General features: G+C 35.6%; 25 protein-coding genes and 3 pseudogenes. 17 read left to right on the top strand and 11 right to left on the bottom strand.

What is annotated here, in order from left to right; translation table 11 throughout:
* Positions 1 to 305 precede the first annotated feature (305 nt).
* Complete coding sequence (locus MHH45_RS15425; RefSeq protein WP_033671679.1) at positions 306 to 911, top strand: lysophospholipid acyltransferase family protein; 606 nt, start codon at positions 306 to 308, stop codon at positions 909 to 911.
* A 70-nt stretch (positions 912 to 981) separates the two neighbouring features.
* Here MHH45_RS15425 and MHH45_RS15420 read toward each other — a convergent pair whose 3' ends face one another.
* Positions 982 to 1,077 (bottom strand): DUF3948 family protein, encoded by a 96-nt coding sequence (locus tag MHH45_RS15420; RefSeq protein ID WP_018767156.1) that lies wholly within the window; start codon positions 1,075 to 1,077, stop codon positions 982 to 984.
* Positions 1,078 to 1,380: 303 nt separating this feature from the next.
* Here MHH45_RS15420 and MHH45_RS15415 point away from each other — a divergent pair, with 303 nt between their 5' ends.
* From MHH45_RS15415 to MHH45_RS15405, 3 genes and pseudogenes are all read left to right on the top strand, one after another.
* Complete coding sequence (locus MHH45_RS15415; protein WP_016116992.1) at positions 1,381 to 1,542, top strand: hypothetical protein; 162 nt, start codon at positions 1,381 to 1,383, stop codon at positions 1,540 to 1,542.
* A gap of 17 nt (positions 1,543 to 1,559) precedes the next feature.
* Positions 1,560 to 1,706, top strand: a pseudogene (locus tag MHH45_RS15410) (PH domain-containing protein); the annotation flags it as partial.
* Positions 1,694 to 2,227, top strand: a pseudogene (locus MHH45_RS15405) (YitT family protein); the annotation flags it as partial. The pseudogenes MHH45_RS15410 and MHH45_RS15405, both read left to right, overlap by 13 nt.
* Before the next feature lie 32 nt (positions 2,228 to 2,259).
* Here the strand turns inward: MHH45_RS15405 and MHH45_RS15400 are convergent.
* The 5 genes from MHH45_RS15400 to nirB are packed head-to-tail and all read right to left on the bottom strand — an operon-like array spanning position 2,260 to position 7,628.
* On the bottom strand, positions 2,260 to 2,709 hold the full coding sequence (locus tag MHH45_RS15400) for a precorrin-2 dehydrogenase (RefSeq protein WP_088094333.1): 450 nt from the start codon (positions 2,707 to 2,709) through the stop codon (positions 2,260 to 2,262).
* Positions 2,702 to 3,412, bottom strand: a complete 711-nt coding sequence (locus MHH45_RS15395) for a sirohydrochlorin chelatase (RefSeq protein WP_016116996.1) — start codon at positions 3,410 to 3,412, stop codon at positions 2,702 to 2,704. Before MHH45_RS15395 ends, MHH45_RS15400 begins: the two co-directional genes overlap by 8 nt.
* Entirely contained in the window at positions 3,409 to 4,833 is a 1,425-nt protein-coding gene (locus MHH45_RS15390; protein WP_016116997.1) for a uroporphyrin-III C-methyltransferase, read from the bottom strand. The genes MHH45_RS15395 and MHH45_RS15390 overlap by 4 nt, the downstream gene beginning before the upstream one ends.
* 59 nt (positions 4,834 to 4,892) lie before the next feature.
* The gene (nirD, locus tag MHH45_RS15385) at positions 4,893 to 5,210 is read right to left on the bottom strand and encodes a nitrite reductase small subunit NirD (protein WP_016116998.1); all 318 of its coding nucleotides are present in this window, start codon (positions 5,208 to 5,210) and stop codon (positions 4,893 to 4,895) included.
* 12 nt (positions 5,211 to 5,222) lie between these two features.
* On the bottom strand, positions 5,223 to 7,628 hold the full coding sequence (nirB, locus tag MHH45_RS15380; RefSeq protein WP_088094334.1) for a nitrite reductase large subunit NirB: 2,406 nt from the start codon (positions 7,626 to 7,628) through the stop codon (positions 5,223 to 5,225).
* Between the two features lie 255 nt (positions 7,629 to 7,883).
* Here nirB and MHH45_RS15375 point away from each other — a divergent pair, with 255 nt between their 5' ends.
* Entirely contained in the window at positions 7,884 to 8,255 is a 372-nt protein-coding gene (locus MHH45_RS15375; RefSeq protein WP_016117000.1) for a YxeA family protein, read from the top strand.
* Positions 8,256 to 8,443: 188 nt separating this feature from the next.
* Here MHH45_RS15375 and MHH45_RS15370 read toward each other — a convergent pair whose 3' ends face one another.
* Positions 8,444 to 8,629 carry a hypothetical protein gene (locus tag MHH45_RS15370; RefSeq protein WP_139350072.1) on the bottom strand — a complete coding sequence of 62 codons (186 nt, stop codon included), beginning with the start codon at positions 8,627 to 8,629 and terminating at the stop codon, positions 8,444 to 8,446.
* Between the two features lie 558 nt (positions 8,630 to 9,187).
* Between MHH45_RS15370 and MHH45_RS15365 the strand changes: the two genes are divergently transcribed.
* A complete protein-coding gene (locus tag MHH45_RS15365) occupies positions 9,188 to 9,721 on the top strand; it encodes a transglycosylase SLT domain-containing protein (protein WP_006093133.1) in 534 nt (177 codons plus the stop codon).
* Between the two features lie 11 nt (positions 9,722 to 9,732).
* Here the strand turns inward: MHH45_RS15365 and MHH45_RS15360 are convergent, their stop codons facing one another.
* Positions 9,733 to 9,957: a hypothetical protein gene (locus MHH45_RS15360; protein ID WP_016117002.1), complete on the bottom strand. Its 225-nt coding sequence runs from the start codon at positions 9,955 to 9,957 to the stop codon at positions 9,733 to 9,735.
* Between the two features lie 13 nt (positions 9,958 to 9,970).
* On the bottom strand, positions 9,971 to 10,738 hold the full coding sequence (locus MHH45_RS15355; RefSeq protein WP_088094335.1) for a DUF4931 domain-containing protein: 768 nt from the start codon (positions 10,736 to 10,738) through the stop codon (positions 9,971 to 9,973).
* Between the two features lie 115 nt (positions 10,739 to 10,853).
* Between MHH45_RS15355 and MHH45_RS15350 the strand changes: the two genes are divergently transcribed.
* A complete protein-coding gene (locus MHH45_RS15350) occupies positions 10,854 to 12,596 on the top strand; it encodes an ABC transporter ATP-binding protein (protein ID WP_088094336.1) in 1,743 nt (580 codons plus the stop codon).
* A gap of 22 nt (positions 12,597 to 12,618) precedes the next feature.
* Here MHH45_RS15350 and MHH45_RS15345 read toward each other — a convergent pair whose 3' ends face one another.
* Complete coding sequence (locus MHH45_RS15345; RefSeq protein ID WP_016117005.1) at positions 12,619 to 12,747, bottom strand: hypothetical protein; 129 nt, start codon at positions 12,745 to 12,747, stop codon at positions 12,619 to 12,621.
* 415 nt (positions 12,748 to 13,162) lie between these two features.
* On the opposite strand from MHH45_RS15345, the gene MHH45_RS15340 reads away from it, so the two are divergent.
* The 7 genes from MHH45_RS15340 (at position 13,163) to MHH45_RS15310 (ending at position 20,765) form a co-directional block, all read left to right on the top strand.
* Entirely contained in the window at positions 13,163 to 13,297 is a 135-nt protein-coding gene (locus MHH45_RS15340) for an RAxF-45 family protein (RefSeq protein ID WP_016132219.1), read from the top strand.
* Positions 13,298 to 13,421: 124 nt separating this feature from the next.
* A complete protein-coding gene (gene abc-f, locus MHH45_RS15335) occupies positions 13,422 to 15,296 on the top strand; it encodes a ribosomal protection-like ABC-F family protein (RefSeq protein WP_088094337.1) in 1,875 nt (624 codons plus the stop codon).
* A 176-nt stretch (positions 15,297 to 15,472) separates the two neighbouring features.
* Positions 15,473 to 16,666 (top strand): sensor histidine kinase, encoded by a 1,194-nt coding sequence (locus tag MHH45_RS15330; protein ID WP_016117007.1) that lies wholly within the window; start codon positions 15,473 to 15,475, stop codon positions 16,664 to 16,666.
* On the top strand, positions 16,663 to 17,325 hold the full coding sequence (locus tag MHH45_RS15325; RefSeq protein ID WP_016117008.1) for a response regulator: 663 nt from the start codon (positions 16,663 to 16,665) through the stop codon (positions 17,323 to 17,325). The genes MHH45_RS15330 and MHH45_RS15325 overlap by 4 nt, the downstream gene beginning before the upstream one ends.
* 138 nt (positions 17,326 to 17,463) lie before the next feature.
* On the top strand, positions 17,464 to 18,396 hold the full coding sequence (locus MHH45_RS15320) for an ABC transporter ATP-binding protein (RefSeq protein ID WP_016117009.1): 933 nt from the start codon (positions 17,464 to 17,466) through the stop codon (positions 18,394 to 18,396).
* Positions 18,397 to 18,411: 15 nt separating this feature from the next.
* Positions 18,412 to 19,608: an ABC transporter permease gene (locus MHH45_RS15315; RefSeq protein WP_016117010.1), complete on the top strand. Its 1,197-nt coding sequence runs from the start codon at positions 18,412 to 18,414 to the stop codon at positions 19,606 to 19,608.
* A gap of 11 nt (positions 19,609 to 19,619) precedes the next feature.
* Positions 19,620 to 20,765, top strand: coding sequence for an ABC transporter permease (locus MHH45_RS15310; RefSeq protein ID WP_088094338.1), 1,146 nt, complete (start codon positions 19,620 to 19,622; stop codon positions 20,763 to 20,765).
* A 16-nt stretch (positions 20,766 to 20,781) separates the two neighbouring features.
* Here the strand turns inward: MHH45_RS15310 and MHH45_RS15305 are convergent, their stop codons facing one another.
* A complete protein-coding gene (locus tag MHH45_RS15305) occupies positions 20,782 to 20,979 on the bottom strand; it encodes a hypothetical protein (protein WP_016117012.1) in 198 nt (65 codons plus the stop codon).
* Between the two features lie 181 nt (positions 20,980 to 21,160).
* On the opposite strand from MHH45_RS15305, the pseudogene MHH45_RS15300 reads away from it, so the two are divergent.
* The 3 genes and pseudogenes from MHH45_RS15300 to MHH45_RS15290 all read left to right on the top strand — a co-directional run.
* A pseudogene (locus MHH45_RS15300) lies at positions 21,161 to 21,496 on the top strand (ABC transporter substrate-binding protein); the annotation flags it as partial.
* Positions 21,497 to 21,739: 243 nt separating this feature from the next.
* Complete coding sequence (locus MHH45_RS15295) at positions 21,740 to 23,467, top strand: ABC transporter substrate-binding protein (RefSeq protein ID WP_016117014.1); 1,728 nt, start codon at positions 21,740 to 21,742, stop codon at positions 23,465 to 23,467.
* A 108-nt stretch (positions 23,468 to 23,575) separates the two neighbouring features.
* On the top strand, positions 23,576 to 24,532 hold the full coding sequence (locus MHH45_RS15290; RefSeq protein WP_140386090.1) for an ABC transporter permease: 957 nt from the start codon (positions 23,576 to 23,578) through the stop codon (positions 24,530 to 24,532).
* Positions 24,533 to 24,539 lie beyond the last annotated feature (7 nt).

Below are 24,539 nucleotides of genomic sequence, written 5' to 3'. Positions count from 1 at the left end.
AACTGCTTTTGCATCGACAAGAGCGGATAACACCATACTCATTGTATTTACAAATTTATTTGTTTTCATTTTGTTCATCATGCGTATCCGCCCCTTTCCGAATTGTTGTTGCCCTTGTTTCTGTCTTAATTATATGAAATACGGCCAGGAGTAACTATCGAATTAGCTTACAGCAAGATTACACCTTTGTAAGAATTAATTTTTGAAAATTGTCACTTAATTTTATTACCAACTACTAAAACTTAGTGTTATAATTGTTGTAAGGATATAATAAAACTTTGGATATTGAGAAAGGAACGAAACGAATGTATAAGCTAATTACATTTTTGTTGAAATATATATTTAAAACGCTTGGAAAAGTGGAGGTTCAAGGAAAAGAAAAATTACCGGAAGGTGGGCCGTATGTTATTGCTTGTACGCATACGAGTTTTATGGATGTTTTAATGCTGGCAGCTGGGATGTACCCAACGGAAATCCATTATATGGCCAAAAAGGAACTGTTTGAAAGTAAATTTACAAATTGGTTCTTTAAGAATGTAAATGCTTTTCCGGTAGATCGCGCAAATCCAGGGCCAAGTACATTGAAAATTCCATCCCGTTTATTAAAAGATGGGAAAGTAGTAGGGATTTTTCCAAGTGGAACGAGATCGACAGAGGATGTTTCTTTAAAAGCAGGAGCTGTTACGATTGCAATGCGTTCTAATGTTCCTTTAGTACCGGCAGCTTATGTTGGGCCATCAAGTGTAAAAGAATTAATTAAGGGAAAAAGAGCAAAATTAATTTTTGGTAATCCGATTCAAGTTGAAGCGGGAGAGACAGTGGATCGAAAAACAGCTATGAAAATGATGACGGATCAATTAAATACAATGTTTGAAGAATTAACAGAGACATTACAACAAAATAAAAAATAGGAAAAGACGACCGGGCATAGACGGTCGTCTTTTCTATTACTGTTTATATAAAGGGGAAGGGGACACAAATTTATAGAAGCGTAGCAGCATAAATGAAAGCTGTAAGAAGAGCTGAGCCGCTAGCTAATCCGATAAAATCTAATTTGTTAAAAGTAATATTGTTCATCATACTCTCTCCTTACTTATTTAATGAATGAGCAACTGATTTTGCATCGACAAGAGCGGATAACACCATGCTCATTGTATTTACGAGTTTATTTATTTCTATATTGTTCATCATGCGTATCCGCTCCTTTTCGAATGGTTGTTGTTACTTTCTGACCTAATTGTACGAAATATGGAGAGAAGTCACTATCGAATTAGCTTACAGGAGGATTACACTTTTGTAAGGAAACTGAACATCTATGTAAGGATATAAAAATTTGATAAGGGATTATGAAATTCGTCCGTTACAGAAAGAGGTGAGCGCATGACAAATATTAGAGATATTGCAAAGCTAGCAGGTGTGTCCGTTATGTGTCATTACATAGCGGATTTTTTTGACTGGAAACGCGTTTCATACTTTATAACTGAATTATACCGGTTATGTAGTAATCTATGGATTCTTTTCAAGTGTTACGACAGTGAATAGAATTTGGAGGAGTATTAATGAATGAACTATTATTGAATGTGAAAAAGTATGTAGAGCCTGATGAACAAATCTTGTCTCTTGTGATAGGGGTATATGAGAAGGATAACTTTTTCTTCTCATATCAACAGGGGATATTTGTTGCTACTAATAGGCGGATACGTTATTAGCAGCTTTATTTGCTGGAGTGTTTGTCGGTATTGGATTAGGCTGTATGTTCCGAGCGGGAGGTACGTCTGGAGGATCAGCAATTTTAGCTCAGTTAGCGAATCAATATTTAGGATGGAGCGTTGGAAAAGGTGTTCTTATTATTGATATTGTTGTAATTGTAGGGTCGGTATTCATTATTGGGCAAGAAAAAGCAATGTATACGCTCGTTGCAGTATTTATTGGAGCAAAAGTAATCGACTTCATTGTAGAAGGAATTAATACGAAAACAGCAGTTACGATTATATCTAGTCAACCAGATTTAATTCGTGAAACGATTACGAAACATATGACACGGGGTGTTACTGTTTTAGAAGGCCGCGGTGGTTATACTGGAAAAAATAAAGAAGTACTATATGTCGTAATTAATAAGCAAGAGCTTGTAAAATTAAAACAAGTAATCAGTAATGTAGATGAAGATGCATTTGTTGTTATTCACGATGTACGAGATGTACTTGGCGGTGGTTTTAAAGCAAGCTAAAAAGATGAACGAGGGGATTCGTTCATCTTTTTTTATTTTATAATTTTGGGAAGGATCTTCATTAGTTTTTCTTTTATTCGTTTTGCAAAGGATGGATTTTTACCAGAAGTTGATATGCTTATAACATATTCGTCATTTCGAATGATTGCAGGTGTATGAAAGGATGACTCTGTGCCATCACTTACGATATTAACCCATTGAAAATCATGTACAGCTTGTTTGACCATCATATTTACATCATGATGATTTGTAGCAGCATAGATGAGATGAGCATCTTTAATATCTTCTTCTGTAAACATTTTTTCCTTCCATGTAATATAGGTGAGATTCTCCATTTCTTCACAAATATACGGGCTCACAATCGTGACACGAGCTCCTGTATTCTTTAAACCAGCTGCCTTTCGATATGCAATTTTTCCACCACCGATGATCACAACCGTTTTGCCCTGGAGATTACACATAATTGGATAAATGTTATACATGTACATATTCCTCCATTCGCTCTAATAAAGCAGATTTCATGTAGGAATCAAATTGAAGACAATTACAAGTTGTAACGTTAGCATATTTTTTTGTATGCCGATTTATTTTCTGAAGTAATAACCCAGTGAAGAGAAGATAAGGCATGACATATACATGCCTTGCGTGTGATGACTTTTCATTGAGTTCATCAGTAAAAGAAGGTGTTCCTTTTGTTAAAAAGGAGCAGGAAACCGGCAAGCAGAGTCTTTGCTGGGCAGCTGCCCCAATTTGTCTTAATTCATGTATAGGCTGAGAATCACTGCTACCACGGCCAACAAGTAAGATTTCACTATTTGGCATTGGCATAGCTTCACGTATTCGTTTTATGACAAGTTCGATCATAAGCGGATGTGTACTAAAAGGTGGTATAACTGAAAATGTAATGTGTGGATAGTGCTTTTTTATTTTCTCAATTTCAAAAGGAACATCACGTTTATAATGGGCCGCTGCAAATAATAAAACAGGGACAATTAAAATCTCAGTTGCACCTTCAGTGATTGCTTCTACAATCGCATCTTGAACAGTCGGTGTTGTTAGTTCGAGAAATCCAATTTTTTGGATATTTTCACTTCGCTCGTTTATAACAGACTGAACAAAGTGAATGAACTGTTTATTGCCTTCTTGTAATCTGCTACCGTGTCCAATATAAACGATGCCTTTCATTGTGTAATCACCCTTTTCTCATTGATGATAGTTTGTAATTGATAATCAATGTGATGAAGTCCAACTTTATTGGCATATTGTAAAGTTGGTTCATCGATATAGGAGAATGGTAAATTCAGAATATCTGTGAAACCAAGGCGGTTTACTTCTGTGATAAACGTATCGATTGCAGCACGTCCTTCAAATACAATGCTATCCCATGCGAATTCAGTCAGTGTACGTGAATGAACTTCATCAAAACGATGATCAATTTTATATTCGTGTGTCATGATATAAGAGCCAGCACCTATTTTTTCCTGAATGATGGCAATGCGGTTAATATTTCGACCTAAATAAACGGTTGTTTCGTTGGAAAGTGTTGCAGGTAAGCTTAAAAGCCCATACTGCATAAGTGCCTTCTGTGTAGCGGCATTCATATACTGCAATGTTGCTTTTAAGGAGCGAATATCTTTTTGATGCTGCGCACAGGATTGGAATAAGAGTGCTACACTTTCAGCTGAGCAGAAAACAAGGCGATTAGCTTCAAATACTTCAGAGAGTTGTTCAGCTGTTAGCATATATTCTTGCTTTTTGAAAGTTGGTATTTGATGTATTTCTGCGCCAGCTGCTTGTAACTTTTGCGCTAGTATACTTGTTTTGTTTGTTGCAGAGGCAAATAAAACTTTTTTTCCATGTAGTGGCTTGTGTTCTTTCCAAGCAATTTGTTTTCGTAAGGACACCACTTCACCAACAATTGTCATCGATGGATTTGAAATTTGTTCTTTTTTTACATCATCCACGATTGTGGAGAGTGTACCTGTAACAACTCGTTGTTTTCCAGTTGTACCCCATTCAATAACTGCTACTGGTGTATCTTTTTTTCTTCCTGTTTGTAATAAATTTTCGCAAATTACCGGCAAGTTTTTAACGCCCATGTAAAAAGCAATTGTATCGCTGTTTAAGAGGGCGCTGTAATTTACTTGGTCGCTAATTGCGCCTTTTGTATGACCGGTTAACAAAGTTACACTATTACTGTAATTACGATGGGTAAGAGGGATGCCGGCATACGCACTAGCGGCAATACTAGATGTAATCCCTGGAACAATCTCGTATAAAATGTTTTCTGTTGCTAAAGCGGCTGCTTCTTCACCAACGCGGCCGAAAATAGATGGATCTCCGCCTTTTAAGCGGACGACTGTTTTACCTTCTTTTGCAAACTGAACTAAATGAGCGTTAATCATTTCTTGTCGCATAATATGATTCGTTGGCATTTTCCCGCAGTAAACGAGTTCACATGTTGGCTTCGTATAGCGAAGTAAATTTTGATTCAATAAGCGATCATATAAAACAACATCAGCTTTCTTTAAGCAATCTATTGCTTTTTTTGTAATCAGTCCTTCATCACCAGGCCCAGCGCCAACTAAATATACGTATCCGTTCATCCCTACACCTCATCTATTTTTACTTGAAAGGAAACCCAAAAGGGGCTTCCTTGTACAAGCTACATGTATATATAAATATCACCATCAATAACTTCTACTTCATATGTTTGAATACAACCATCATCAGGCTTTTGAACTTCACCTGTTATTAATGAAATTTTCCAGTCATGCAATGGACAGAAGACGAATTCTCCAGAAACAATCCCTTCAGCTAAAGGTCCATTTTTATGAGGACACCGATTTTCTACAGCGTGAATATCACCATTTGAAAGACGAAATAAGGCGATGGATATATCCTTAATTCGCACTTCCTTACCGATTTGCACAGGAAGGTCTTCTGCATGCATTATTTTTATTTTTTCTTTTGTTTGCAACATGTAGATCACTCCTTATTTTACAGTTTCTACTTCATACATGGCTTTTAATGATTTAGTTTCTAGCGCTTGTCCCCAAGCTTCTTCATATGTGTTACGGGCTTTCTGGAAACGTTCATTTAGCGTAGTGACCATGTTTTCATCTTGCAGCATTTCTTTTATATGATCTAATCCCATTCGTTCTACCCAAGGGGCTGTTCGTTCACCGTAAATACCGGTTTCGCGGTAATATTGTACATAAGCTGTAGCGATGCGAAGTACATCTTCTTCTGTAGGGACAATCATTACAAGATCAGCTTCACGAACTTCTGTACCACCGTTACCACCAATATAAAGTTGGAATCCATTTTCAACACAAACGACACCGAAGTCTTTCGTTAATGCTTCCGCACAGTTACGTGGGCAACCGGTTACACCCATTTTCATTTTGTGCGGTGTATCTACCATTTCTAACGATTGTTCAAGTAACATACCAAGGCCTAATGAATCTTTTGTACCGAAGCGGCAGAAACGAGAGCCGACGCATGATTTTACATTGCGAAGGGATTTCGAATAGGCATAACCAGAAGTCATATCGAGGTCAGCCCAAACCTTTGGTAAATCCTCTTTCTTAACACCATATAAGCCGATTCGACTTGCACCTGTTATTTTAACGAGCGGCACATCGTATTTTTTCGCAACTTCAGCAATTTTCATTAAATCATCTGCAGTAGTAACACCGCCGTACATGCGAGGAATAACGGAAAATGTGCCATCATGCTGAATATTACCGTTCATTCTTTCATTAACGAAGCGGGATGATTTATCATCTGCATATTCTTCTGGACGTGCCATACGTAAATAGTAATTTAATGCAGGGCGGCATTTGGAGCAGCCGTCTTCATGTGCGAAACCAAGGACGTTTCGTACTTCTTTTGGCGATTTTAAACCTTTCTCATGAATTGCTGTGACAACTTCGTCACGGGATAAAGTTGTACATCCGCACATACCTACATTTTGAGCAGATGCATCAAAGCTATCACCAAGTGTATGGGATAAAATTTGTTCGACAATAGGACGACATTTTCCGCATGAACCAGCAGCTTTTGTACATCCTTTTACTTCTTCAAAAGTTGTTAAATCTTGTTCTAAAATGGCATGAACAATTGCTCCTTTTGTAACACCATTACATCCACAAACAGTGTCGTCAGCACTCATACTGGCAACGTCAAGGCCACTTTCTTCACCAGCTCTATGAAGAAGAGAAGCTGGTGTGTATTCTTGTATATCTTCTTCCTTTTTTAACATACTAAAGAGACGTGTACCGTCAGCCGTATCTCCATATAAAACAACGCCAACGACTTTATTGTCACGAATTAATACTTTTTTATAGGAACGCGTACATTCATTAAAGATTGAGATTGCTTTTGTTCCATCATCTTCATAAATTTGTCCAGCAGAGAATAAATCGCATCCTGCCACTTTAAGTTGTGTACCGACGATGCTACCTGCATATCCATCTGTTTGTGAATTCGTTATATGCTTTGCCAGTACGGTCCCTTGTTCATATAATGGAGCAACAAGACCATAGGCAATACCGTCATGCTCTGCACATTCACCAACCGCATAGACTGATTCATCATCTGTTTGCATATAGTCATTTGTAACTATGCCACGGTTTACAATTAAACCAGCATCTTTTGCTAAATGTGTATTTGGACGTATCCCAACAGCCATTACAATTAAATCGCATGGTACAACATCCCCATCTTCAAATTGGATACCTTCAACACGGTCAGTACCAAGAATTTTCACTGTTTTCTTTTCCATAAGAAACTTCATACCTTGTGATTCTAAGTCTTCACGCAGTAATGAAGCGGCTTTGGCATCGAGTTGTTGCTCCATTAAGTAAGGGATTAAATGAACAACGTGAACATCCATTCCTAAGTCAATAAGCCCCCGTGCGGCTTCTAAACCGAGTAATCCCCCGCCAATGACGACAGCCTTTTTATATTGCTTAGCAACATCCAGCATAAATTGTGTATCTTCAATTGTACGAAAGCCTGTTACACCTGGAAGTTGTGAGCCTTCAACAGGTAAGATAAAAGCGCTGGACCCTGTTGCGATAATGAGCTTGTCATATATGACAATACGGTTCTTTTCTGTAACGATGACTTGTTCTTCCCGATCAATATTTATTACCTTTTCATTTGTATAAAGCGTAATATCATTTTCCTCGTACCAACTGTATTCATTCATAATGATATTCTGGATATTTGTTTTTCCTTGTAAGACGTGAGATAGCATAATGCGGTTATAGTTTGGATGAGGTTCATCACCAAAAATAGTAATATCATAAAGTGCTGGATCTAGTTTTAAAATTTCTTCAATGCAGCGTATACCAGCCATACCATTCCCGATCATAACTAAACGCTTTTTCATATTTATTTCCCCTCTTAAATGTGAAATGTTTAACAAACTTGTATACTCGTATTATAGAATCTTTGGAAAGTGGAGGGTGTGATGTTTATCACAGTTTTGGAGAATTCACAAATTGTTAAAAATGATATAAAATCTCATTCAAATTCTTACAAAAATGTAAGGGAAATGTAATGGGATTCAATGGCGGAATTGAGTCCTTCTCTTTAAAATAAGTGTATAGAAAACTACACATATTGTGTGGAGGAGGAGTCTATCTTGGAGTGGGGAAGAGTAAAAAAGAGAGTAATTATTACTGGAATTACGATGGTAGCTGCCATTATATTATTGCTACCAACAAAGTTTGGGCCAGTAATTGATAAATATAATCCATTTTATAAAACGAAAGAATATTACACGATTGTGAATGATGTCGGTCAACATATTGGTGATGAATGGTATGAATATGAGTTTGTTGCATATGATGAAAAAGGTAGGGCACAGACGATAAAGAAAACAGTGAAGCACATGTTAAAACGAAATGAGTCATTGAAAATTACCGCAAAAGGACGTTACGGTGAATCATTGGTAGAGATTGAGGCTCAAAATATTCCTGTGCAGGCGAGAAGTAAGCTATTGGTGACAAGATAAAATATTGTAAAACACTGTAACATACTGAGTATGTTACAGTGTTTTTTATTACATATAAATCATTTAAAGAAGAAATTTTTCGGTGTTAGTATTTAAATATACGTTTACTATATAAAATAAGTTTTAACAATGCAGAGAGTATGGAATTTAGGGGATTTTAACTGTATAACAAGAAAGCGGACATAAGTTTATACGAGGATAACTGTAGCAGCAGAATTGAAATCCGTAAGAATAGCCGCACTGCTAGCAAGTTCGATTGCATCTAATTTGTTAAAAGTGATATTGTTCATGACAACATTGTAAGGTACATGTAAGGTAATTCGATAGTTGTCATTTGCGAATTCTATTACAATACAAGTAGGAAGTTTGAACATACAACTTTCTGTCTGAAATAGTGATGAATGTTTTAAAACCAACTATTGCGTAGCCATTATCTCTTTATGAGATGAGGCTATTTTTTTAAACCTTACAATATTGTAAGGTTTTCGTAAGTTAATTCGATAGCTTATTTGTCATATTTTCTGCATAATAAAAAAAGATAAAAAGTTAGGGAAGGTAATCAGAAGGGAGAAGAATGGGATGCAAAAAAAAGAAGTAGTTAAGTTTCCAATAAAAGATTTCTGTAGCTACTTTACTGTTGCTGTCGTATGTGTTGGACTTTTTGACATAATTACAAATTTAATTGTTAAATAATATAGATGAAAAAACAAGAAGGAGATTCCTTCTTGTTTTTTATTACCCTTAATCTGAAGCGGATTATGTTACATTTTTTATAATATTTTACTATTGATTTTCAGAAAATCAGTCTAAAGCACGATGTTAAGATAGAGCTTCGTTTGATATCATTTAAGAGTAACAGAGTGATAGATTGCAGGTAATTGTAAGGAAGGGCTGAAAGGGGACAAATTTCAGCAGAGAAAGAGGTAGAGGTAGTGAAAAAATTCTTTGTAGGATTTTTAGTTGTTCTTGGAATGTATTTGTATTTCCAAGGAGAGTCTGAAGGAATGGAAAGATTGACGAATCAAACAAGTTATGTTGACTCAGAGGAAGCAAAACAGATGAAACAAATTATTACTGAAGAAGCAAAGAAAGTAAATCTTCCAGAATGGATACCTCTTACAATTGCCGAGCATGAAAGTCGTTTGAACCCACGAAGTGTTGGAGACAATGGCACTTCTTTTGGATTGTTTCAGTTACACCGAGGTGGGGGACTTGCTCCTGATCACTTAACGGACGAGCAATTGAAGGACCCGCGGACAAATGCCCAAATTGCGATGCCTCATTTAATGAAAGGGTATAAAAGAGGTGTGCAAAAAGGTTTAACAGATTTAGCGTTACTAAAATATATAGCAAATACGTCTGGATGGCCAGGTAATTTAGGACCTGAGTGGACAGATCAAAATATGAAGTATAACGTTGGGCTAGAGAACGTGTACTATCGAAATAAAGGAACAATGAAAGAGTAGATGCTAAGCACCTACTCTATTTTTTTATAAAAAAGTTCCATTTTATTTTCTTTATAAGTAAATCCCATCTTTTTATATAGTAACTCACCATCTTTGGAAGGATGAAGCCATATTCGTTTTAGGCCGTTTTCTTCTTCTTGTGAATGTAATTCATCAACCTCTTTGAGTAAGGTAACGCGTAAATTAATTAATGGTTGTATGTCATGTAAAGCTGCTTTTCTAACGATATAATTCATTTGGTTTCACCTCTTATAATGAAACTGTAAAATAATTTGCCAGCTGCTGTTTCACATCTTCCAACTTTGTAGAAACTTGAGGGATTTTATACCCGACATATAATGGTGAAACAACAAAACGAGGAACAACTTTACAAATAATTTTTTCATCAAGGTGATAGAAGAATAAATTATAGCTGCTACAACCTTTATGAAAGTCCGTTAGTATGTAACGCACAGTTTTCTGAATATAATGTGCCATGGTGTCGATGGTTTTTATGTCTTCAATGACAATGTTAAATTCGGTAAAACCGATAATTGGCCGTGTAGAAATATTAAGTTCAATTTGTTCATCTTTTTTTACGGTTACGCCTTGAAAGTTTTCAGGTGCTATGTTTTCTAGGTAGTTTACATATTTCATTCCGATAATTTGCATATGTGCATGATGCAAACTTCCGCCTGAAAATGGACCGTGATTTTTATATAAAATAACAGAAGTAAATTCGTTGCTCTTTTCTAAAGCTAACCAATACTTTATAGAAAAACGCAGTAGTTTTTGCATATGTTCAGGTGTGTAGGTTGCAATATGATCATGACAATTCCCGGTTTCTATTAGAACAGTTTGAAAGGTATCTTTTAATGTTGGAAATTTATTTTTCAACCAAATAATGGAGTCTTCAGTTTCTAAAATATCAGTGAGATTTTCTCTATCGCAAAAAGGACAAGCAGTGCTTTTATTGCGAATACTTTCTGGTTTTTGTTTTCCAATGTCATTTAAAAAATAAAGTTGTTGTGTATCCATTCGTATATGCCCCTTTAAAAATATATGTGAAATTCCCGTCTACTATATTCGTGAAAGGGAAAGGGAAATCCTGTATAGTGGAAAAGGAGGAAATGATAAAAGAAGGAGATAGAAGATGGAAGAGCAAAAGGGTGTATCATTTTTGGATATATGGCGGACTGCTAATCCACCAAAAAAAACATTTGCGATAGGCTTGTTTTTTTCGATGCTATCAACAATAGCTGGGTTAGGTATCCCGCTATTGATTAAAGATTTAATGGAAGGATTTTCAAATGGCTTCTCCTTTTCAACGTTAGGAGTAATAGCTGGATTATTACTGTTCGAGTTTCTATGTGAAGCGACTTCTATGTATATGTTGTCTCGAGTTGGAGAAGGCATAGTACAGATAATAAGAGAGAAAGCATGGAGAAAATTATTAAACCTTCCTGTAAATTATTATGATAAAAATAAATCTGGTGAGATGATAAGCCGGGTAACAAATGATACAACAGTACTTATGACGCTAATTTCTGATGAAATTGTACAACTTATTACCAACGCATTATCTATTGTTGTATCAATTATTATTTTATTTATTTTAGATGTTCCGATGACGCTTGTTTTATTGCTAGCTGTACCTATTACTTTATTGATTGTTTTTCCACTTGGAAAAAAACTTGCGGACTTATCTGATCGAGAGCAGGAACAAATGTCAGAGTTAACGGCATTTTTATCACAAACATTAGGTGAAATCAAATTAATTAAGTCGTATAATGCTGAAAGGATTGAATATAAAAGGGGGAAAAATAAATTTCAAAGTCTATTCCAATATGGGATGAAGCAAGCGAAAATCAAATCTATATTAGGGCCAGCTTTAGGAATGTGTACAATAGTGGTGTTAATGAGTGTTGTTGGATTTGGTGTATGGCGAGTTGATCGGGGGTATATTTCTTCTGGTGAATTAGTAGCATTTATTTTATACCTGTTTCAAATTTTAATGCCGTTTGTACAAATGAACCAGTTTGTAACAAGTTTTCAAGAGGCAAAAGGCTCTACACGTCGTCTCTTTCAAATATTACATGAAAAAGAAGAACACGCCTTTTTACCGCAAAAAGTTGATATACCAGAAAAATTGGAGTTTCAAAATGTGAGATTTCATTATAATGAAAGGGATCCTATTTTAAAAGATATTTCATTTACAGTGAGAAAAGGTACAACGACAGCGCTTGTAGGGCCAAGTGGTGCGGGGAAAAGTACAATCTTTTCATTGATGGAACGATTTTATGAGCCAACAGATGGGGACATATTCTTAAACGGAAAGTCATATCGTGAGATGAATATAGAAGCATGGCGAAAGCATTTTAGTTATGTTGCCCAGGCAGCTTCTTTATTGTCTGGAACAATTACAGACAATATTACATATGGTATGGATCGTAATGTTTCACCAGAAGAAGTCGTTCGTGCAGCGAAGCTTGCGAATGCACATGAATTTATTATGGCGTTTCCAGATGGATATGAAACAGAAGTTGGAGAGCGTGGAAATCAATTATCGGGTGGTCAAAAGCAGCGAATTGCCATTGCGCGTGCTTTGTTACGTGACACAGAATTTTTATTATTAGATGAAGCAACAGCAAGTCTAGATTCGGAGTCAGAAGCGAAAATACAAAAAGCAATTGAAAATGTATTTGCGAGTAGAACGACATTTGTTATTGCACATCGTTTATCAACGGTAGTACAAGCAGATACCATTTTTGTAATAGAGAATGGCAGTATTACAGGAATTGGTATACACGATGAATTAATGAAGCATCATACATATTATAAAAAGATTGTAGAACAACAATTTTTAATAGAAAAAACAAAAGACAAGATATCCTAATTGTACTTGGGTATCTTGTCTTTTATTTTTTTTGTAATAATGTGTATGGATAATATAGAGTATTTTCATTTTGTTTCTTTTTTCTATTTTTCAGTGCATGTAAGGCAAAGAATGTACCTACAATTGTAAAGATGGCTTTCTTCATATTCATTTTCCCCTTTTTATTGTTCATTTAATTCTTGGCTAACTGCTTTTGCATCAATTAAAGCGTGGAGAATCATTTTTACCATGTTCATCATTTTTATTCCTCCTTTTATAGTCGGTTTAGTTCTTTTACAACTGCTTGTCCGTTTACTAACACCTCGAAGACTGCTTTTACGATTTCTTTCATCATGACTGTTTCCTCCTTTTGTTTACCTCTTGCTTACATTTTTATTGTATAAGGAGGCACGATTTCGTACTATCGCTTTCCATTACGTGAACATAACAGTTTTGTAAGATTGGATGTAATTTGTTGAAATGTTTAGTCTATATTCATTATTTTCAAAAAATGACTATTCAAACATCAAGTGGGGAAGTATAATAAAGGAGTAAGTATTAAATTCCGTACGAAAGGAGTGAATGAGATGAAACGTTCTTTAGCTGCACGCGCAAAATTTTTAGATTTTATCTATTTTTGTCGTGCGATTTTTCATGATGTGATTGCTAACGGGATACGTATGCCCTTTTTTAGCAATTGCATAGTAGCTATTGAACGATAGAAATCTCTTCACCCATTTTATAGGACGTGTGAAAAGGGAGCTATTTTGCTTCCTTTTTCTATGCCAAAAACCATGGGGAAAGTTTCTTTCCCCATGGTTTTTTACGTTGAAAGGAGTACGGAAAATGACAATTTGTAGTGTAAACAATGTAACGAAATCTTTTGGTGGAAACATCATATTTGAAAATATATCGCTTGAAATCCAAAATGGTGAACGCATTGGATTAGTTGGCAGAAACGGTAGCGGGAAAACCACAATTTTTCAGTTATTAACAGGAATAGAGAATGTAGATGCTGGAGCAATTCATATGAAAAAAGGGACACGTGTTGGTCATGTAGCACAAATTCCGAAGTTTGCTGGTGAAACGAATGTATATGATGTATTGAGCTCTGCCTTTGTAAAAGAGAAAGAATTAGAAAGAAACATGCGAAATTTAGAGAAAAGTATGGCGGAGGAACAAGATCCAACTAGTTTAGAGAGGTTAATGGAGAAGTATGGCGCAGTACAAGAACAATTTTCGTTTTTAGGTGGTTATGAAATAGAAGCGAACATCATGAAAGTAGCAAATGGTTTACAAATAACGGAGCTATTTTCTCGAGTTTTCACTGAGCTGAGCGGCGGGGAGCAGACGAAAGTAAGTCTTGCTTATATGCTGCTCAAGAAACCAGATTTACTGCTATTAGATGAACCGACAAATCATTTAGATTTATTTGCAGTAGAATGGCTCGAACAATTTTTGAAAGAGTATACAGGAACAGTTGTTGTGATCTCACATGATCGTTATTTTCTTGATGAAGTTGTTACGAAAATTTTTGATTTAGAAGACGGAGAACTGCATGTATATCATACGAACTACTCACAGTTTGTGAAGGAAAAGGAAGAAAGATTACTCCAAGAGTTCCAATCTTATCAAGAACAGCAAAAGAAAATAAAGAAAATGAAAGAAGCAATTAAACGTTTAAGGGAATGGGCAAATCAAGCGAACCCCCCGAATGAAGGATTGCATAAACGTGCTAGAAATATGGAACGCGCGTTAGAACGGATGGAAAAGTTGAAGAAGCCAATTTTAGAAAGAAAGCAGATGGGACTTCAGTTTGAAGGACAAGAGAGAAGTGGCAAAGATGTTGTTGTAATGAAGGAAGTGGGCAAAGGTTTTGCGGATCGTACTTTATTCCGAGGAGTAAATTTACATGTTCGTTTTCAAGAGCGAGCAGCTATTGTTGGACGTAACGGTACAGGAAAAACAACATTATTAAAGCTATTGTTAGAGGAAATGAGACCGGATGCTGGGGAGGTCAGAATCGGTAGTAGTGTGAAAATCGGTTATTTATCGCAGCATGCATATGAGAATGTAAAATATGATGTATTAGAAGCATTTCGGGAGCATGTAGCTGTAACTGAAGGAGAAGCTCGCCATATATTAGCTCGCTTTTTATTTTATGGTCCAGCCGTTTTTAAAAAGGTCAATCAGCTTAGCGGTGGTGAACGAATGAGATTACGTTTGGCACAGCTTATGTATCAAGATGTAAACCTCCTTGTGTTAGATGAGCCTACAAATCATCTTGATATCGAATCAAGGGAAGTGCTGGAAGAAGCACTTGAACAATATAATGGAACCATTCTTGCTGTTTCACATGATCGTTATTTTTTAAATAAATTGTTTGAAAAAACATATTGGATTGATGAACACACATTGTTTGAATTTGCCGGGAATTATGCTTGGGCACGTCAGAAATGGACAGAGAGAATAGAGAAGGAAGAAGTGAAACAAAAAGAAGTTCCAAAAATAAAAGTGATGAATGTAAAGAAGAAGGAATCTAATGATGTAGAAGAAATTGAAGATAAGCTTATGCATATAGAAGAAGATATATATGCGTTGGAGTGTACAATGGAAGAAACAAGCAACATTGAAATACTGGAACAGTTATATAAAGGAAAAACGGAAAAAGAACGATTACGGGCGGAATTATATAATCGATTAGATAGTATGATGGAATAGATGAAAGAAAAACAAGTCGCCCTCTCAGGAGATGTGGAGGTGACTTGTTTTTCTATTAATATCCGTTAATTCGAGATGAAAATGGTATAATTTTCTTTATGTTATATTGTGAAAACGATTTTTTTTACATGTTGGTATGATTTAAAACAACATTTCAAAAATGCGAGGAGAATTTGATGTTAGGGTATGCACGTCTCATTACGATTGTTATGATTTGCATGGTATATATAAATCATGTTTCACGTGAAACAGAAAATTTACAAATCTTTGTTGGTATTGCATGTTTCATTTATGTTGTAAATCATGTTTTACTTATCCAACCACATCAAGGAAGAAGGCGTGAATTTTATGCATTCCTTTCAAATGGGATAGTTACAGCGTTATTAGGCTTTTTATTTCCCGAGACATGTTTGTATTTAATTATATTTGGGATTGATGCCGTGGGGGTATTTATTCATACGTGGCGGAAAATAGTCGTATATTTTTTCGTGAGTTTTTTCTTTTTATGCTGGTTTGCTATTTTACTATATACGTATCAATATACTGGAAAGATAGAATTTGATAACAATGCTATTAACTTTATGTTCGTTGTCTTCAGTGCTTTAGCCGGGAACTTAATTAAAAAGCTGACAGTGGCCCGCCAAACCGTCGACGATCAATATGAAAAATTGACGTTATCACATATAGCTCTAAAAGAAGCGCATGAACAATTACAGCTTTATGCGAAAGAAGTAGAAGAACTAACTACAGTTCGAGAGAGGAACGATATTGCCCGAGAAATTCATGATACAGTTGGTCATAATATGACGGCTTTACTTGTTCAATTGCAGCTTGCAGAGGCTTTATGGAAGCAAAAGTCAGATGCAACAGAAGAAGTTTTACATACATGTCATGAATTAGCTAGAAAATCTCTTCAAGAGGTAAGGGCTTCAGTCCGTGCGTTGAAGGAAGAAAAAGATCTAGGAAACATAATAGAAAATATGAAAGGAATGTTAAATGAATTTTCAAAGGTAACGAAAGTACAAGTAACCTTTCATTTACAAGGGGATCCAATCATAATCCCGTTGTCATTACAACCTACCTTGTTGCGTATTATGCAAGAGTCATTAACAAATGCAAAACGCCATGGAAAAGCTAGTTTATGTAAAGTTAGCTTATTGTGTTTAGATGAAAAAGTTATGCTATCGATTACGGATAATGGTGTTGGCGTAAATGAACTGAGTCCTGGTTTTGGGTTAATGAATATGAAAGAACGTGTAGGGGAACATGGTGGAATGATCCAATTTGAGAGTGAAAAAGAGAAGGGATTTCGATTACAGATTGAGTTCCCACTTAAGGAAAAGACGTGGGTAATAGGGGGAAAGATATGATTCGTATTATGATTGTTGATGATCAATCACTTATTCGTGATGGTTTAGCAATGCTATTAAATTTACGTTCAGAACTTGAAGTGGTGGGCACAGCAAATGATGGGGATGAAGTAGTTCGAATAGCAGAACAATTACAACCTGAAATTATTTTGATGGATATTCGAATGCCTCGTATAAATGGCGTTGAAGGAACTCGTTTAATAAGGGAAAAGTTTCCTGATATGAAGGTTCTTATGCTGACGACATTTAATGATAGTGAACTTATTTTTGAAGCATTGGAACAAGGAGCGAGCGGTTATTTATTAAAAGATATGGAGACGGACGCAATTGTGCAGGCAATATTGACAGTCCATGGAGGAGGAGCCGTTCTTCCGCAGGATATAACAGCTCAAATTGTGAAGGAACTAAAAAGAACAAAAGCGGTGGAAATATCAGAAAAAAGTCAGCCAAAGCAAATGGAGCAACTAACAGAGCGTGAAATAGATGTATTAAGGGAAATAGGCCTTGGATTAAATAATAAAGAAATTGCTAAGAAATTGTTTATTACAGAGGGAACTGTAAAAAATCATGTTTCTAATTTAATTAGTAAGCTGGAGCTGAGGGATCGGACACAGGCAGCTATATATGCAGTAAGATACGGTATTACAACATACACATGACTTTTGGCATAGAGAAAAATAAAAAAGCAGCAAATTATGCTGCTTTTTTATTTTGCATTTCTATCTTAAGGGTGATGGAAGAAAGAGGATGTTTTTTTACAATGAAATTGTAGATTAATGCAAAGGGGCTGAATCGACATGTTAGTCGTAGATCATATTACAAAGTCGTTTGGAAAGAAGGAAGTTGTAAAGAATGTATCTTTTGAAGTTAAGAAAGGAGAAACATTTGGTTTGCTTGGTCCAAACGGTGCAGGAAAGTCGACGACGATATCAATGATTTGTGGGCTTATTCCATATGATGGCGGTGATATAAAAGTTGGGGGAAAATCTGTAAAAGAATATCCATTAGATGCGAAAAGGAAGATCGGTATTGTCCCGCAAGATATTGCTTTATATCCTACGCTTTCAGCGAAAGAAAATTTAATCTTTTGGGGGAAAATGTATGGTTTAAGTGGAGCTATTGCAAAGAAACGAGCAGATGAGGTATTAGCATATGTTGGTTTACAGGATCGCGCAAAGGACAAAATTGAAACATTTTCAGGTGGAATGAAACGCCGAATTAACATTGGTGCAGCACTTATGCATGAACCGGAGTTATTAATTATGGATGAGCCGACAGTTGGAATTGATCCACAATCACGGAATCACATTTTAGAGACGGTAAAAGGATTAAATGAGAAAGGCATGACGGTCATTTATACGAGCCATTACATGGAAGAAGTGGAGTATTTATGTGAACGAATTGCCATTGTTGATCATGGAAAGGTAATTGCATTAGGAACGAAAACTGAGTTGTGTAATCGTCTTGCTGATGGCTTTATGGTGAAGTTACAACTGAATCGTTATAACCAAGAGCTATTGCAGAAAATAAAAGACATACCCACTGTAGAACGGATTATCATCGATGAGGATACAAATACACTTGATATTGGATTGAAGAATGGAGAAGCTGTTGGTACGGTTGTTTCGGAAGTTGTAGAAAAGCATGTGCGAATTTTAAAGCTTGAAGTACAAGAGCCAAATCTAGAAGCTCTCTTTTTACAGTTAACAGGGCGTTCACTTCGCGATTAAGGAGGTTAGGAACTCATGAAAAGTTTTATTATTGCATGGAAAGATTTGAAAATTCGTTTAATAGATCGGCGCGGATTTATGATGATGTTACTTATGCCACTTCTATTAACAGCTATTTTAGGATCAGCACTAAGTAACATATTCGATAATGGAGGATTACCTAAAACGGTAATTGGTTATTATCAAGAAGGAACAGATGAGTTTGCAAATATATTTCAAAAAGATGTATTGCAATCAAAGGAACTAAAAGATGATGTAAAAGTAGAAGTAGTAACCTCGCAAAAAGAGCTAGAGGATATGGTACAAAAACAGAAAGTTGATGTTGGAATTATCATTCCAAATAGGTGGAGTGAACATATACAAGATGGAAAATTAAAAGAACCAAAACTGATTACAGATCCATCAAAAGATATACAAGCAAAAATCGCTGAATCAATTATTCGTTCCTTTTCAGAACGTGCTCAAACAGTTGCTGTCTCTACTAAAAGTGTCCTAACAGACTTAGCAAAATCACAGCTAGGAAATATTGAACAGGTTGCAAAAGAGGTAACGGCTGATTTACAAACAGTGGCGACTTCAAATACGGATGGAATTGAAAAAGGAATAGTCGGCAAAAAAACAGTTGCTGCGATGCAATATTACGCTGCGGCAATGTTAGTCATGTTTTTATTATTTAACATAACAGTAGGCGCGAAATCTATTGTGACAGAGCAACGAACTGAAACATTAGCAAGATTATCAAGTACACCGACAAGCTCTTTTGCCATATTATTAGGTAAATTTTTAGGTACATTACTATTTGCTTGTATTCAATTTGGAGTATTTGTAGTTGCTACTTATTACGCATTTCATGTGAATTGGGGTGAAGATGTTTCACAAATTGTAGCAGTAGGAATTGCTTATGCAATTTGTGTTTCTGGCTTATCTATGCTCATCGCGGCATTTATTCGTGAAGAAAAAACAGCGGATTTAATGGGTGGCATTGGAATTCAGTTGTTAGCTATATTAGGTGGATCTATGTTACCAATCTATGCATTTCCGGATACTCTTCAAACAATTGCTAACATTGCCCCAAATAAATGGGCACTTACAAGTTTTTTAAACATTATGTCGGGTACATCATGGTATGCGTTACTTCCAGTTATCTTAAGTTTATCTAGTGCGGGTATTGTTTCCGTCATCATAGGAACCTTCCGTTTGCGTACGAGATAGGAGGAGAAATAATGAAGAAAGTTTGGGCACTTTGCTGGTTAGAATTAAAACAAATCTTAATTAAGCCACAAAGCTATATACTCATGTTCGGAATGCCGATTATTTTTACACTTATTTTTGGCGGACTTTTAGGTGGAAGTGGAAACGAGAAAGTAAATATTAGTTTAATAGACCAAGATGGGTCTACATTATCCAATTCCTATTATAAAGAAATAAAGAAAAGCGATTTAATTTCTATAGAGAAAGTAACAGATGAAGAAGCGAAACAGAAAATCGAAAATAAGAAGTCCTCGGGTATTGTGACAATTCCAAAAAACTTTCAAAAGAGTATGGTAGACGGGAAGATAGAGAAGGTTAAATTTCAATCAAGCGCTGATTTTACCGGAGGAGCTTCTGTAGAACAGATATTACAAAGTACAATGAAAAAGATGGAAATAGAAGTAGCAGCAGCAAGGGATTCAGAGAAAAATGGGGGAATGGCTTGGGAGAAGATGTATGAAATGATTCATACAAAGGTAGAACCAGTTTCACTTCAAAAGGAATCCATTGTACCTGGGGAGAAAAAACTGAATAACGTAACAGGGCGAGCTGCAGGGTTTTCCATTCTTTTTGTAATGATTGTGATGCTAAGTGCGACAGGAACAATTTTAAAAGCAAGACAACTTGGCGTTTGGTATCGTTTATTAGGAACGCCTGTTTCAAAGGCTCAAATACTTGGGGGATATATACTTTCCTTCTTTTTAATTGGATGGATTCAATTTGGAACTTTAATGGTATTAACGAATGTTTTGTTCGATGTACAGTGGGGAAATCTACTAGGGATAATCATACTTGTCTCAGTGTTATTGCTAGCGGTCATTGGTTTAGCACTATTATTAGCAAGTATTGTGAAAACAACGGAGCAGCAGTCAGCTTTAGGTAATATCGTTGTTATTTCAACTTGCATGATTAGTGGGCTGTATTGGCCAATTGAAATAGAACCAGAATGGATGCAAACTGTAGCAAACTTTATTCCTCAAACTTGGGCAATGCGCGGGTTTACCGAATTAATTGCAAGGGGCGGGACATTGGCAGATATAGCAGGATATATTGGTATACTTATGTTATTTACTGGTGTATTCTTTATAATTGGTTTAACAAGAATACGTTATGATTGAAAAAAGAAAGCAGAGTCTACAGCTTCGCCCGCTGAACTCTGCTTTCTCTTTGTGTATCGTCTTCCCCTATAGAAATAGCAATCGCAATTCCGAGCATAAAGAGAAATGCTAAAAAGAGGACGAACCTTGGGAAGAACGGAAATAGTAGCAATGCCCCGACTATCATGAGTGTTAAAGCAACATAGTGCAAGACATATTGGAATAGTTTGTCCATATTTTCGCCCCCCTTTTTGGTAGTTTGTTAGTATTCTATGCTCGTCCACTGAATAATAGAATTATTTTTTTAATCGTTTCTTCATAGTGAAAAATAAGGGATGATGGACACAATTGGGAGGAAGGAATAATCTTAAAACTAATTCTTACTATTTTTATGGGTAAAGTGAATATTGTTGCAGAAAGGAGATTACGATTTAGCAATGGTATCTACGCCAATGATTGATGACCCAAGTGGAACGATTGAAGAGTTCGTTTCAACTAGTAAGCGAAATTATGATGGATATCATAATCCAAAAGTGGATGAATTGGCAGCTCAAGCATTACAAGTATTAGACATTGAAAAATGAAAAGAAATTTATAAAAAACTGTATCAAGAACTAAGTGAAGATCCACCAGTTATTTTCTTAAATAATAGTAAAGTTGTTTCTGCATATAATGCGAGAATACAAGGATTACAGGAAGATAATTATAATGGTATATTGTTAAGTCTACCTAAATTAAAGATCCAGCAATAGCTTTTATAAAAATCTTAAAATATTTAAATAGAAAGAATTGACAAAATATAACGGACGATATAAGCTAATAACCATAAAGTCTAGCGGAAAAGTCGGAATAAGAATGTTACCCCTCGTAAACATCTATTTTTTTGTATTTAAAACCGACTTTTCCGATGGGTTATAAAAATGTTGCTGTGGGAGGCATATATAAGGCAAGCAGTTCATAAGGTGTAATTATTAAAAAAAGTTAGGGTGGGGACAATGAAGAAAAAGACAAAAAAATGGGCTGGTGTATTTTCTATTTTACTGAGTAGTTCGCTTGTGTTATCGGCTTGTGGGGGACAAGAGGATAAGGCTTCGACAGAGCCGGCAAAACAGCAGGATGTGAAAGATTTAAAAATAGAGAAGGTTGCAGCGACAGATAAATCAAAAAATCCTGAGAAAGCGAAACAGAGAAAAGATACACTTATTGTAGGAATTTCAAAGCCTGGTGGTGTGTTCTTACCTTATTTCCAAGAGAATGGTTGGGACGGTAACGTAACATCAGTTATATTTGCATCTCTTGTATCAACAGATAAGCAAGGGAAACCAGTTCCAGAGCTTGCAGAGAAATGGGATGTATCTTCTGATCAATTAAAGTACACGTTCCACTTACGAAAAAATTTGAAATTTAGTGATGGTTCACCGTTAACAGCAGATGATGTAGCATTTACATTAACATTGCTACATGATAAGGCTTATGAGGGTGGAACAGATATTTCACAGTATGCAATTAAGGGTGGCAAAGATTATAAAGAAGGAAAAGCTACATCTATTGAAGGGATTAAAGTAGTTGATCCACAAACAATTGAAATTACGACAGAAAAAGTAAACTCACAAGCGTTAGTAAACTTCGGAGGACCTGTCTTATCTAAAGCATATTATGGAAAAGACTATAAGCAAAACACAAGCTTAAATTATTTAAAAGAGTTATATGGTAACCCGGTTGCTGCTGGTCCTTATAAATTAGAAAAATATATTCCAGGTCAAGAAGTACGATTTGTAGCAAATGAGCAGTATTATGCGGGAAAGCCAAAAGTTAAAAACTTTATTTACAAAATTACATCACCAGATACAAGTTTCCAATTATTCCAAACAGGAGAAACGGATTATGAAGGATTTGCTGCTAATAATGACAATATTGAACAATTAAAGAGTTTAGGTTTTGCTAACTTCAATATTGAAACAGTAAGCTCATACTCATTCGTTTACTTTAATAATAAGAAGCCATATTTAAAAGATAAAAAAGTACGTCAAGCACTTATTTACGGATTAGATCGTAAAAAATATGTAGATACAAACTTCCAAGGAAATGCTTCTGTTGCAAATATACCAATTTCACCAACTTCATGGGCATATGATGATAAGGGTATAAATCAATACGAATATAATTTAGAGAAAGCAAAAAAATTGTTAGATGAAGCTGGTTGGAAAGTTGGATCTGATGGTATTCGCGAAAAGGATGGTCAGAAATTAAAGTTAAGCTATTATGCAGCAAGTGGAAGAAAGCAAGAAGAGGTATTTATACCAATTGCAAAAGAGAACTATAAAGCATTAGGTGTGGAGTTCAATCCGGAAATTATGGACTTTAATACTCTTGTGTCGAAGGTTGGAAAGTTTGATTATGATTTAGCAGCTGTTGCGACACCAATTATTTCTGATCCGAGTGAAACTGTAGGTGAGTTTGAATCTACGCATCCAGATAACTCAGCGGGTTATAGTAACCCAAAAGTGGATGAATTAATTAAAAAAGGTATTGAAACAGTTGACATTGAAAAAAGAAAACCTATTTATAAAGAGTTATATAAAGAATTAAGCGATGATCCACCTGTAATTCTATTAAATTATCGCAAAAGTATTTCAGCACACAATGCACGTGTGAAAGGAATTGACCCAGAGAAATACGATAGTATTAGTTCAAACCTGCCTGTTTTATCTATTGAACAATAGGGATAAGTAAGGAGAAGTAGAAGACATTTTTTCATACAGCTGTAAGGTCGTGCTGTTTTGAAAAAATGTTCTTCTATTTTTAAGTAACTATGATTGGGGAGACAAAAAGTGAAAACATATATCATTCGTAGGTTTCTACAAATGATTCCTACATTGCTTGGTACATCTATCATTATTTTTTTCTTATTTGCTCTCTTGCCGGGGGATTATGTTGATTCTAATCCAAAGTTAACACCAGAACGCGCACAGGAATTAAGAGAATTGTATGGATTAAATAAACCGATTATTGAGCGGTATTTTCATTGGTTAGGTAATGCGTTACACGGTGATTTTGGTTTCTCGTTGCAATATCAAGAGCCTGTAACATCATTACTTAATAAATTTATTTGGAATACCTTTATTGTTGCTGTTGCAGCTTTATTTTTCACTTGGATAATTGCACTTATTGTTGGTGTTGTTTCAGCGACAAAGCAACATTCATGGTTTGATGGACTTGTAACAATTGGTGTCTTTGCAGCGATGTCGTTCCCATCATTCTTTATCGGTCTATTTTTAATTAAAGTATTTGCTGTTGATCTAAATATATTGCCTATTGGTGGCATGATTGATATAGGAAGTAACTCGACTGGTTTTGCTTACATATCAGAAGTACTAAGACATATGATTTTACCGGTATTTATTTTAACGCTCCTTGGTGTTGGCTCATTAACTCGTTATTTTAGAACGGGAATGCTTGAAGTTGTAAGACAAGACTATATTCGTACTGCTCGTGCAAAAGGGTTGAAAGAAAGAGTGGTTATTTATAAACATGCATTAAAAAACGCGATTTTACCAGCGATCACATTACTTGCATTTGAATTACCAGGGTTGTTCTCTGGTGCAATCATTATTGAACAAATTTTTAATTGGCCAGGAATCGGAAGCATTCAATTAGAAGCGTTGAGTTTTCGTGATTACACAGTGTTAATGGCATTTACAATGTTTCTCTCTTGCCTAACAATTATCGCAAACTTTTTGGCAGATATCGTTTATGCGATTGTCGATCCTCGTATTCGATTAAAGTAGGGAGGGA

Source organism: Bacillus sp. FSL K6-0042 (assembly GCF_038006685.1).
Taxonomy (GTDB): domain Bacteria; phylum Bacillota; class Bacilli; order Bacillales; family Bacillaceae_G; genus Bacillus_A; species Bacillus_A pseudomycoides.
This window is presented reverse-complemented; position numbering and strand designations above follow the sequence as displayed.

Coding starts and splice junctions, on each gene's coding strand:
- MHH45_RS15425 (WP_033671679.1), top strand. CDS start 306: ATGTATAAGCTAATTACATTTTTGTTGAAATATATATTTAAAACGCTT.
- MHH45_RS15420 (WP_018767156.1), bottom strand. CDS start 1,077: ATGAACAATATTACTTTTAACAAATTAGATTTTATCGGATTAGCTAGC.
- MHH45_RS15415 (WP_016116992.1), top strand. CDS start 1,381: ATGACAAATATTAGAGATATTGCAAAGCTAGCAGGTGTGTCCGTTATG.
- MHH45_RS15400 (WP_088094333.1), bottom strand. CDS start 2,709: ATGTATAACATTTATCCAATTATGTGTAATCTCCAGGGCAAAACGGTT.
- MHH45_RS15395 (WP_016116996.1), bottom strand. CDS start 3,412: ATGAAAGGCATCGTTTATATTGGACACGGTAGCAGATTACAAGAAGGC.
- MHH45_RS15390 (WP_016116997.1), bottom strand. CDS start 4,833: ATGAACGGATACGTATATTTAGTTGGCGCTGGGCCTGGTGATGAAGGA.
- nirD (WP_016116998.1), bottom strand. CDS start 5,210: ATGTTGCAAACAAAAGAAAAAATAAAAATAATGCATGCAGAAGACCTT.
- nirB (WP_088094334.1), bottom strand. CDS start 7,628: ATGAAAAAGCGTTTAGTTATGATCGGGAATGGTATGGCTGGTATACGC.
- MHH45_RS15370 (WP_139350072.1), bottom strand. CDS start 8,629: ATGTTCAAACTTCCTACTTGTATTGTAATAGAATTCGCAAATGACAAC.
- MHH45_RS15360 (WP_016117002.1), bottom strand. CDS start 9,957: ATGAATTATATCGTTAGAAAAGCAGCTTTACATGACATACAACCATTA.
- MHH45_RS15355 (WP_088094335.1), bottom strand. CDS start 10,738: ATGGATACACAACAACTTTATTTTTTAAATGACATTGGAAAACAAAAA.
- MHH45_RS15350 (WP_088094336.1), top strand. CDS start 10,854: ATGGAAGAGCAAAAGGGTGTATCATTTTTGGATATATGGCGGACTGCT.
- MHH45_RS15345 (WP_016117005.1), bottom strand. CDS start 12,747: ATGAATATGAAGAAAGCCATCTTTACAATTGTAGGTACATTCTTTGCC.
- MHH45_RS15340 (WP_016132219.1), top strand. CDS start 13,163: ATGAAACGTTCTTTAGCTGCACGCGCAAAATTTTTAGATTTTATCTAT.
- abc-f (WP_088094337.1), top strand. CDS start 13,422: ATGACAATTTGTAGTGTAAACAATGTAACGAAATCTTTTGGTGGAAAC.
- MHH45_RS15330 (WP_016117007.1), top strand. CDS start 15,473: ATGTTAGGGTATGCACGTCTCATTACGATTGTTATGATTTGCATGGTA.
- MHH45_RS15325 (WP_016117008.1), top strand. CDS start 16,663: ATGATTCGTATTATGATTGTTGATGATCAATCACTTATTCGTGATGGT.
- MHH45_RS15320 (WP_016117009.1), top strand. CDS start 17,464: ATGTTAGTCGTAGATCATATTACAAAGTCGTTTGGAAAGAAGGAAGTT.
- MHH45_RS15315 (WP_016117010.1), top strand. CDS start 18,412: ATGAAAAGTTTTATTATTGCATGGAAAGATTTGAAAATTCGTTTAATA.
- MHH45_RS15310 (WP_088094338.1), top strand. CDS start 19,620: ATGAAGAAAGTTTGGGCACTTTGCTGGTTAGAATTAAAACAAATCTTA.
- MHH45_RS15305 (WP_016117012.1), bottom strand. CDS start 20,979: ATGGACAAACTATTCCAATATGTCTTGCACTATGTTGCTTTAACACTC.
- MHH45_RS15295 (WP_016117014.1), top strand. CDS start 21,740: ATGAAGAAAAAGACAAAAAAATGGGCTGGTGTATTTTCTATTTTACTG.